Origin of the sequence: Stenotrophomonas sp. AS012628, assembly GCF_010608305.1 — a bacterium.
Taxonomy (GTDB): domain Bacteria; phylum Pseudomonadota; class Gammaproteobacteria; order Xanthomonadales; family Xanthomonadaceae; genus Stenotrophomonas; species Stenotrophomonas geniculata.
The window spans coordinates 1-203 of sequence record NZ_VMBJ01000346.1; the positions used below are offsets into that span (position 1 = coordinate 1).

The window sequence follows — 203 nt, forward strand, 5'->3', positions numbered from 1 at the left end:
TCGTAGCCCAGCACCTCGATGGAGCCAGACGCCATGTTCGGGTTGCGCGCGCCTTCAGGGCGCAGGCGCACCTTGCCGGTGATCTTCACCACGAACTCGCTGCGCACCCGGTCGGCCTTGGCGAAGGTTTCCGCACGGTCCGGATCGAACACCACCTGGGCCAGCCCCTCGCGATCGCGCACATCGAGGAAGATCACTCCACC

At 66.5% G+C, this 203-nt stretch carries 1 protein-coding gene; it reads right to left on the reverse strand.

Annotation, left to right across the window (positions count from 1 at the left end; all coding sequences use genetic code 11):
* Window positions 1-203: OB-fold nucleic acid binding domain-containing protein (locus G5A07_RS22200; RefSeq protein WP_262405919.1), on the reverse strand; the 203-nt coding region annotated here is incomplete at both ends.